A 2,897-nucleotide genomic window follows, 5' to 3' on the forward strand; every position below is an offset into this window, starting at 1 on the left:
CCGATGGTAGTTGGGGCCTTGCCCCTGTGAGAGTAGGACATCGCCAAGCAATCAAAACACGAGTCAAATGACTCGTGTTTTTTCGTGTAATTAAATCATACATATTATGCAGTTTCTCTGTGTCCTCTATGTTTTTCAAAAAGATACTTCCAATGCCAGACGGCTTCTTCATATTCATTTTTCTCATATAAATAAGATACCTTCTTTGAAATTTTTGTAAATATGTACTATATCATTTGGAATAGTACAATATGTAAGTTCTTTTAAGATGTAAGGATGAAATCCTTTCCTATATACTTCGAATTTGTTAAAACAGTTTGATGGTGTTGAGCTTTCGAAATTTATCGTTTTGTATAGCTTTGGTGCATATGTATATAAGCTTGCTAGAGAAGTAAGTAGTTTATCTATCTGTGTTGTTTTGCTATAGTTATGTAATGCATCAATTGAATTCTTTTAGATGAAATAGATGTGACTTTATTCGATAGAATATAATATAAAACTGTTGAATGTATATTTTTTAGAGAAAGGGTATATAGAATGAAGAAAATAAGTATTATTACTATAGTAGTTTTATTACTTCTACTTATTGCATATATGTTAGTCGGGAATTATTTCTATAACTATGCATTAAATGCGAAACAAGAAAAAGAGTTTTTAGAAGGAAATCCTCATTTGGAGAAAACAGTACATGTATCAGGTGATGTGATGGCTGTGAATGAGGCGAAAAATGCAGACTTTTTATCAAAACAGCAGCCAAGTACAATAAATATACGTTCTTTTGATGACTTAAAACTAACGGGTTATGAATATCATAATGAGCAATCTAGTCATAAATGGTCAATCGTGGTTCACGGATATAATGGGAGAGCCTCGGAAATGATAAAATATATTCGTCATTTTTATGAAAAAGGTTATAGTGTAGTAGCACCTGATCTTCGTGGTCATGGAAATAGTCAAGGTGATTATATTGGCATGGGATGGCATGATCGTAAGGATGTTACGCAGTGGATTCAGTATATTTTAAAGAAAGATCCACAAGCGGAAATAGCTCTGTTTGGTATTTCTATGGGAGGCGCAACTGTTATGATGACTTCCGGAGAAGAGTTACCTGGCAATGTTAAGGTTATTATTGAAGATTGTGGTTATTCATCTGTTATAGATGAGTTCACGTATCAATTAAAAGATCTATTTCATTTACCAAAATTTCCTGTTATGAATGCGGCGAATACAATTACAAAACTCCGTGCTGGTTATAACTTGAATGAGGGATCGGCTGTCAAGCAAGTTGCAAAAAGTAAAACCCCGATGTTGTTTATCCATGGAGATGCTGATACATTTGTTCCTTTTGAAATGTTAGATGAAGTGTATAATGCAGCGAAGGTAGAAAAAGAGAAGTTGATTGTTCCAGGTGCTGGTCATGGAGAAGCAGAAAAGATAAGTTCAGAGAAATATTGGAATACTTTATGGGATTTTGTAGAGAGGTATATTCCAGCATAACTAGTGATAAATTAATAAATCGTAAGGTACAAGAATCTTGCTAATGAGAAAATGTTCTATATACGATAATCGGAAGTAAATGTTTTTACACTTTTGATTATCGTTTTTTGATGCACCTTGTTTCAATTATGAGGAAGCATATATAGGATAAAGTTTTACTTTATTGGAGAGTTCGATTCTATTTAGAAATGAAGGCTAATGATGTGCACGATTATTAGTAGTTTAAATTTCTTGAAGCAGAAATTTATGAGTTCTTCTATGCCCATGCTACAATGGTTGGAAACTAAATTTAAAGAGGTGTCGGTATGAAAATTGAAGTTTGGTCTGACTTTGTTTGTCCGTTTTGTTATATTGGAAAGCGTAGATTAGAAAAAGCTTTAGAACAATTTCCGCATAAAAATGATGTCGATGTTGAGTTTAAAAGCTTTGAACTAGATCAAAATGCTCCAATCTATTCTGGAATAAGTATTCATGAAGCAATTGCGTCAAAATATGGGATTAGTATTGAAGAAGCTAAGCAAAATAATAAACAAATAGGCAATCATGCAGCTACTGTAGGTTTGATTTTTAACTTTGAAGAGATGAAATCAACGAACACTTTTGATGCTCATCGTTTGGCGAAGTTTGCAAAAGAGCATGAAAAAGAAAAGGATATTATAGAAAATCTGCTTTTTGCATATTTTACTGAATCTAAAAATTTAAGCGATGTGGAAACACTTGTTAATATTGCTGAAACTTCAGGATTAGATAGGCAAGAAGCTTTAAACGTTCTAAATAATAAAAATGCTTATGCAAATGATGTGCGAATTGACGAAGCAATTGCTCAACAATATAAAATTACGGGAGTACCTTACTTTATTATTAATCAAAAATATGCTATTTCAGGTGCGCAATCACTTGAAACGTTTGTCGGTGCGCTTCAAAAGGTGTGGGAAGAAGAGAATCCTCAGTCTAAATTGCAAGATCTTTCATTAAATGGTACAAGCGATGCTTTTTGTGCAGATGGTAGCTGTTCGGTACCTTCGAAAGAACAATAGTTCTTTCATTTATTATGTCGTGTATGGTGTAGTTGAGGAATAATTTCTTTTAACCCACAGAAACTCATGAAGATTCTGTGGGTTTTGTACATCCAATTTACTTTAGGGAAGTAGCGCTCTGAATCTAGATGGATTCATTGTTTAGTAAAGAAAGATGCAATAGTTTGACCGTTATATTGTATGTATTATTAAAGTAAGGTTATTGGTTTGAATGTAAAGGTTAGGGTTCATTAAATTGAAAGCATAATAGCAATATAAAAGTATAAATTATATTTTTTATAAAAAAACATTGACGATTACCGTAAAGAAGTGTAATATTATACAAGTCGCTGATAGCAACAACGCAAAATGCGACAAACGAAA

2 protein-coding genes are annotated in these 2,897 nt (G+C 32.7%); both read left to right on the top strand.

Annotation, left to right across the window (positions count from 1 at the left end; all coding sequences use genetic code 11):
* The first annotated feature begins 537 nt into the window (after positions 1-537).
* Positions 538-1,497: an alpha/beta hydrolase gene (locus Y7E_RS0106720; protein WP_017150522.1), complete on the top strand. Its 960-nt coding sequence runs from the start codon at positions 538-540 to the stop codon at positions 1,495-1,497.
* Between the two features lie 305 nt (positions 1,498-1,802).
* Positions 1,803-2,534 carry a DsbA family oxidoreductase gene (locus tag Y7E_RS0106725; RefSeq protein WP_017150523.1) on the top strand — a complete coding sequence of 244 codons (732 nt, stop codon included), beginning with the start codon at positions 1,803-1,805 and terminating at the stop codon, positions 2,532-2,534.
* The last annotated feature ends 363 nt before the right edge of the window (positions 2,535-2,897 follow it).

This window comes from Bacillus bingmayongensis, from assembly GCF_000299035.1.
Taxonomy (GTDB): Bacteria; Bacillota; Bacilli; order Bacillales; family Bacillaceae_G; genus Bacillus_A; species Bacillus_A bingmayongensis.

Excerpts from the sequence above, each read along its gene's own strand:
- Y7E_RS0106725 (WP_017150523.1), top strand. The coding sequence starts at position 1,803 with ATGAAAATTGAAGTTTGGTCTGACTTTGTTTGTCCGTTTTGTTATATT.
- Y7E_RS0106720 (WP_017150522.1), top strand. The coding sequence starts at position 538 with ATGAAGAAAATAAGTATTATTACTATAGTAGTTTTATTACTTCTACTT.